Origin of the sequence: Methylocystis sp. (genome assembly GCF_051061225.1) — a bacterium.
In the GTDB taxonomy this organism is placed as follows: domain Bacteria; phylum Pseudomonadota; class Alphaproteobacteria; order Rhizobiales; family Beijerinckiaceae; genus Methylocystis.
In genome coordinates, this window is sequence record NZ_JBPFEB010000017.1 from 1 (window position 1) to 6,029 (window position 6,029).

The window sequence follows — 6,029 nt, forward strand, 5'->3', positions numbered from 1 at the left end:
CCAGAGGATCTGATGGGACGGATCCTTCAGGTCGAGCGCATAGACGATGTTGGGGAACGGCGTGTGCAGATACATCACGTCGCCGACAACCAGCGGCGCGCCCTCGTGGCCGCGCAGAACGCCCGTCGAGAACTGCCAGGCCGGCGCCAGTTTGCCAACGTTGTCGGCGGTGATCTGCTTCAGGGCCGAGTGACGCTGATTATAATAGTCGCCGGTCGGCGAGACCCACTGCTTCGGGTCCTTCGACAGCGTCAGCAGCTCGTCGTCGGCGTGCGCCGCCCCGGCTGCAACCAGCGCGAGAATTCCAACAGAAGTCGACAACAAAAGCTTATGCATGAGCTTTTCCTCCTGACGACGCCGCGGGGCGCCTTATTGTTGCGCCGCCTCCGACGTCGCGCCTCTCAAAAGGGCGCCTCGACATTGGGAAGGCGTTTTCCGTTTTGAACCCGAGCCGCGCGTGCGAATCCGCCTGCGGCCTCAGGCTGCTCCCGGTTCCCGTCCGGGAGGCGTCTTTTAACTCGGAAACGGCGGGATAATATGTCTTGACCGGGGGAATCGCAATCGCAAAAAACGGAGGCGTTGGCATTCCTGGCCGCGTCGCCGAAGCTCCAAGGGCCATCAACATGTTACGCTATTTTTGCCTGCTTCTGGCGCTCGCCGGCGCCACCCTTTCGCCACCCTCTGGCGCAGGGGCGCAGACGCCCTTCGGACTGGTTGAAATCGCCCCGGGCGTCCTTGCCCATCAGGGCGAGACGGCGCTGATGACGCGCGACAATCTCGGCGGAATCGCCAATCTGGGGGCGATCATCGGGGATGAGGCGGTCGCCGTGGTCGACACGGGCGGCAGCCTCGCCCAGGGCAGGGCCTTTCTGGCGGCGCTGCGCGAAAGGACGCAAAAGCCGATCCGCTACGTCATCAACACCCACGCCCATCCGGACCACGTGTTTGGGAACGGCGCCTTCGTCGGGCCGGGCGTGACCTTCGTCGGCCACAAAAACCTCCCCCGCGCGCTCGCCTCGCGCGGCGACCATTATCTCGCATCCTTCCGCGCGACCATGGGCGACGCGCTCGACGGCGTGACCATCGTGCCGCCGACCCTGACCGTCGCCGACAGGCTGACCCTCGACCTCGGCGGCCGGGAGCTCGACTTGCAGGCCTGGCGCACGGCGCACAGCGAGGCGGACCTGACCGTGCTCGATAAAAAGACCGGCTCGCTCTTTGCCGGCGATCTGCTCTTCCTTCAGCATGTGCCGGTGGTGGACGGGAGTCTGCTCGGCTTTCTGGAGGTCGCCGACGAGCTCGCGTCGATCAAGGCCGAGCGCGTGACGCCGGGCCATGGGCCGGTGGTCGCGCCCTGGCCAAAGGCGCTCGACGACGAGCGCGCCTATCTCACCCGGCTGACGGCCGATCTGCGCGCCGCGATCAAGAAGGGCGAAAGCGTGAAGGAGGCGGCCGCGACGGCCGGAAGCGAGGAACGCGGCAAGTGGCGCCTCTTCGAGGACTACAACGCCCGCAACGCCACGGCCGGATTCGCGGAGCTGGAGTGGGAGGGGCCGTGACTTTGTCGCTCCCTTGCGCGGTCGCCCTCGGCTAGACTCGGCCCAAACCGGAGGAAACCAAATGCCGACACAGTTTCGCGCGGCCGCCTTCGGCGCCCTGCTCGCAGGTCTCGCCGCGACCGCCGCTTTCGCCGACCCTGCGCCCGACCCGTGGCCGGGGCTCGTCACCGATCTGTTTCAGGGACGCGAAATCGCCAAGGCGGACGGAACCGTCTCGCTCGAAGCGCCGATGCGCGCCGAGGACGCCGCGATCGTCCCCATGACCATGCGCTTTTCAGACCCCGCCCGGGTGAAGGGAGCGTCTCTCGTCATCGACCAGAATCCCATGCCCATGGCGGCGAATTTCACCTTCGGCGACAAGGCCGGGGTCAATTTCATCGAGACGCGGGTGCGGGTGAATTCCTACACCAACGTCCACGCCGTGGCCGAGACGCGGGACGGAAAGCTCGTGTCGGAGGTGAAATTCGTGAAGGCCTCCGGCGGCTGTTCGGCGCCCGCCGGCAAGGACCCCGATGAGGCCAGGGCCAATCTCGGCAAGATGAAATATCGCGAGTTCAAGAGCGCCGTCGCTGGCAAGCGCGAGGCGCAGATCATGATCCGCCATCCGAACAACTCGGGTTTGCAGATGGATCAGATCACGCGGGCCTATACGCCCGCGCATTATGTCGACGCCGTCGAGGTCTGGCAGGGGGATGATCTGATCTTCAGGATGGAGGGCGGAATTTCCCTCTCGGAAGACCCGAACTTCCGCTTCACCTACGCCCCCAATGGCGCGAAGACGCTGCGCGTCGTCGCTCATGACAATCAGGGCGGCTCTTTCAAGGCCGAATGGCCAATCGCCGACGCCTCCTGAGGAGGCGCGGCGCCATCCCGGCCCCGCTCACGCCGCCCGGCTCAGCACTTTTGTTGCGAGGAGCCCGGCGGATGATCAGGGGTCGGGGCGACGCTGACGTCAGCCCAGAATTGTCACCGCCGCGCAGAAGGCGAGAGGCAGAGAGGCCAGGGCGCAAATCGCCGTCACGCAGGCCACTCTTTCGAACGCGGGCGCCTCGTCCCGCACTTTTCTGACCAACGCCATGTCACTCACTCCCAAGCCACGCAGTCCTGCCCGGCGCGCTCGTTGACGGTGGCGCGCAACTCCTTAACGCGCGGCAGGGAGTTTGGTTTCAATTTTAGGCGACGGCGGGGCGTCTTTTCCACGCGGGCGGTTGTCCGCGCGCGTGGTGAAGCGCGCGTTACCGCCAATGCTCAGGCGAAGTCGGCGGGATCGAAACTGCGGAACGTGGCGCAGAACTCGCAGGTCACGCCGATGCGGCCGTCGTCGCCGACCATGTCGGCGCGCTCCTGCGCGGTAAAGCTCTTCAGCAGCCTGTCGATGCGCTCGGTGGAGCAGCGGCAGAATTCGGCGAGCGCGCGCTCCGGGAACACTTTCACGCCCCGCTCGTGAAAGAGCCGGAACAGCAGCCGTTCGCCGGAGAGCGACGGATCGACCAGCTCGTGATCTTCGAGCGTTGCGGCGAGCGCCTGACCTTCGGTCCAGGCGTCGTCTTCTTCCTCCGCGGCCGCGGAGCCTTCGGGCGCGTCGCCCGGCGGCAGTTCGCGAACACGCGAGCCCGCGACCGGCAGATATTGCAGCAGCAGCCCGCCGGCCCGCCAGCTTCGGCCCTGCGGCGTCACCAGCTCCGCCACCGCGAGGCGCACGAAGGAGGGAATCTGCTCCGACTGGCGGAAATACATATGGGCGGCTTCGGCGAGGCTCTCGCCTTCCAGCGGCACGACGCCCTGATAACGGGCGGCGTCCTCCTCGCGCTCGATGGTGAGCGCGAGATGGCCGCGCCCAAGCAGCGCCGCGGGAGCGGGATCGGTCACTTCGGCGAGCCGCGCCGCGTCGAAACGCGCGAAGCCGCGCAGCTTGCCCGGCGCGTCATAGTCGACGACCAGCATGTCCACGGGACCGTCGCTGCGCGTCTGCAACTGGAAGCGCCCATGCGACTCGAGGATCGAGCCCAGCAGCGCCGCGAGCGCGATGGCCTCGCCCAGCAGCCGCGCCACCTGCGGGGGATAGTCGTAATGGCCGATGATGGCGTCGACGGTCGCGCCCAGGCGGACCAGCCGCCCGCGCAGATCGAGGGCTTCGACCGCGAAAGGGGTGACGCGGTCGTCGCGCGCCTCGCCCGAAACCAGCCGGCTTGGCCCCTCCTGCATCAATCGATCCCCGGCGCCAGACACCAGGCGAGCACGCCCTTCTGCGCGTGCAGCCGGTTCTCGGCCTCGTCGAAGACGACCGACTGCGGTCCGTCCATCACCTCGTCGGTGACTTCCTCGCCGCGATGTGCGGGCAGGCAATGCATGAAGACGGCGTCCCTGGCGGCGGCGCGCATGAGCTGCGCATTCACCTGATATGGCGCGAGAACCCGGCGGCGGAAGTCCTCGTCGGCGTCGCCCATGGAGACCCAGCAGTCGGTGATCACGGCGTCGGCGCCCGCGACCGCCTCATAGGGATCGCGCGTGACGTTCATCGCCGCGCCCTCGGCCTTCGCCCAATCGAGAAGGCTCTGCGGCGGCGCCAGCTCGCCGGGCGTCGCCACATTGATGGTGAAGCCGAAGCGCGCGGCGGCGTGCGCCCAGCTCGCCAGCACATTGTTGGAGTCGCCTACCCAGGCGACGGTGCGGCCCTCGATCGCGCCGAGCCGCTCCTCGAAGGTGAGCAGATCGGCCATGATCTGGCAGGGATGCGACAGCTTGGTCAGGCCATTGATGACCGGAATGGTGGCGAAGCGCGCCAGCTCCACGAGATCGGCGTGCGACAGGATGCGGATCATCACCGCGTCGGCGAAGCGCGACAGGACGCGCGCCGTGTCGGCGATCGTCTCGCCGCGGCCGAGCTGCATCTCGCCGCCCGTGAGCATGATCGACTCGCCGCCGAGATCGCGCATGGCGATGTCGAAGGAGACGCGGGTGCGCGTCGACGGCTTGTCGAAGATCATGGCGAGATATTTGCCGGCGAGCGGGCGCTCGACGGGCGGCAGGCCCTTCACGCGCTTCGCCTTCAGCGATTTCGCCAGATCGAGGATGTGCCGCAGCTCGGCGTGCGAAAAATCCGAAAGATCGAGGAAGTGGCGCGGCCTGGTCATGGAATGCGCGGTCATGAGGCCGCTCCTGGCTCTTTGGCCGGCGCGGAAAGACGCGCGCAGGCCCGGTCGAGGCGCGTCGCCGCCTCGGCGATATGGCTCTCGTCAATGACGAGCGGCGGCAACAGCCGTACGACATTGTCGCCCGCGAGAACGGTGAGGAGCCCCTCGGCGCGCGCCGCGGCGGCGAAGTCGCCATTGGGTCCGCGCGTCTTTATGCCCAGCATGAGTCCTTCGCCGCGAACGGTCTCGATCACGCCCCTGTGGCGGTCCTCGAGCTCGGCCAGGCGCTGGCGAAACAGCGCGCCGAGCGAGGCGACGCGCGCCAGAAAGCCCTCGGCCAGCACCACGTCGAGCACGGCGCCGCCAATGGACGCGGCGAGCGGATTGCCGCCGAAGGTCGAGCCATGGGTTCCGAGCGTCATGCCCTTCGCCGCCTCATGGGTGGCGAGACAGGCCCCCAGCGGGAAACCGCCGCCGAGCCCCTTTGCGAGCGCCGCGATATCCGGCGTCACGCCGGCATGTTCGATGGCCAGAAACCTGCCGGTGCGGCCGACCCCGCACTGAACCTCGTCGAGCACGAGCAGCAGCCCGCGCGCGTCGCAGAGGGCGCGCAGCTTGCGCAGGAAATCGGCGGGAAAGGCGCGCAAGCCGCCCTCGCCCTGCACCGGCTCCAGCAGGACGCCGGCGGTTTCCTCGGTGATGGCCGCCTCGACCGCGTCAAGATCGGCGAAGGGAACCTGGTCGAAGCCCTCGACCGGCGGCCCGAAGCCGTCGAGATATTTGGGATTGCCGCCGGCGGCGATCGTCGCCAGCGTGCGGCCGTGGAAGGCGCCCTCGAAAGTGATGAGCCGATAGCGCTCCGGCCGTCCTTCCACGGCGTGGAATTTCCGCGCCGTCTTGATCGCGCATTCGACCGCCTCGGCGCCCGAATTGGTGAAGAAGACGAGATCGGCGAAAGTCGCCTGGACGAGGCGGCGGGCGAGGCGCTCGGCCTCCGGAATCTGGAACAGATTGGAGACATGCCAGGGCTTCACCGCGGCGGCGGTCAGCGCGCCGACGAGGTGCGGATGGCCATGGCCGAGCGAATTGACCGCGACGCCGGCGCCGAAGTCGAGATAGCGCTCGCCGTCGCTGGCTGCGAGCCAAGCGCCCTCTCCCCGCTCGAAAGCGAGATCGGCCCGCGCATAAGTCGGAAACAGCGCCGAAACCACCTCTGGCGACTCCTTCGGAGAGACCCTGCTCGCCGGCGCCGCAGCACAGCGCGGGACCGCGCGGCGAGGGTCTGAAAATCAAAGTGCCGCCCTTCGGGGGCGGCATCTCTCAGATGGAAACATTC

At 67.7% G+C, this 6,029-nt stretch carries 6 protein-coding genes and 1 pseudogene; 2 read left to right on the plus strand and 5 right to left on the minus strand.

Annotation, left to right across the window (positions count from 1 at the left end; genetic code table 11):
• Window positions 1-336: pseudogene (locus ACR652_RS03905) on the minus strand (PQQ-dependent dehydrogenase, methanol/ethanol family); the annotation flags it as partial.
• Between the two features lie 287 nt (window positions 337-623).
• On the opposite strand from ACR652_RS03905, the gene ACR652_RS03910 reads away from it, so the two are divergent.
• Both ACR652_RS03910 and ACR652_RS03915 read left to right on the plus strand, forming a co-directional pair.
• A complete protein-coding gene (locus tag ACR652_RS03910) occupies window positions 624-1,559 on the plus strand; it encodes a quinoprotein relay system zinc metallohydrolase 2 (RefSeq protein ID WP_434505212.1) in 936 nt (311 codons plus the stop codon).
• Window positions 1,560-1,620: 61 nt separating this feature from the next.
• Window positions 1,621-2,412, plus strand: coding sequence for a quinoprotein dehydrogenase-associated SoxYZ-like carrier (locus tag ACR652_RS03915; RefSeq protein ID WP_434505213.1), 792 nt, complete (start codon window positions 1,621-1,623; stop codon window positions 2,410-2,412).
• Between the two features lie 99 nt (window positions 2,413-2,511).
• Here the strand turns inward: ACR652_RS03915 and ACR652_RS03920 are convergent, their stop codons facing one another.
• The 4 genes from ACR652_RS03920 to ACR652_RS03935 all read right to left on the minus strand — a co-directional run bounded on the left by ACR652_RS03920 (window position 2,512) and on the right by ACR652_RS03935 (window position 5,904).
• Complete coding sequence (locus ACR652_RS03920; RefSeq protein ID WP_434505214.1) at window positions 2,512-2,637, minus strand: hypothetical protein; 126 nt, start codon at window positions 2,635-2,637, stop codon at window positions 2,512-2,514.
• A 170-nt stretch (window positions 2,638-2,807) separates the two neighbouring features.
• Window positions 2,808-3,764, minus strand: coding sequence for an Hsp33 family molecular chaperone (locus tag ACR652_RS03925; RefSeq protein ID WP_434505215.1), 957 nt, complete (start codon window positions 3,762-3,764; stop codon window positions 2,808-2,810).
• Window positions 3,764-4,708 carry an ornithine carbamoyltransferase gene (argF, locus tag ACR652_RS03930; protein ID WP_434505216.1) on the minus strand — a complete coding sequence of 315 codons (945 nt, stop codon included), beginning with the start codon at window positions 4,706-4,708 and terminating at the stop codon, window positions 3,764-3,766. The genes ACR652_RS03925 and argF overlap by 1 nt, the downstream gene beginning before the upstream one ends.
• Window positions 4,705-5,904 carry an aspartate aminotransferase family protein gene (locus ACR652_RS03935; protein WP_434505217.1) on the minus strand — a complete coding sequence of 400 codons (1,200 nt, stop codon included), beginning with the start codon at window positions 5,902-5,904 and terminating at the stop codon, window positions 4,705-4,707. Before ACR652_RS03935 ends, argF begins: the two co-directional genes overlap by 4 nt.
• Window positions 5,905-6,029 lie beyond the last annotated feature (125 nt).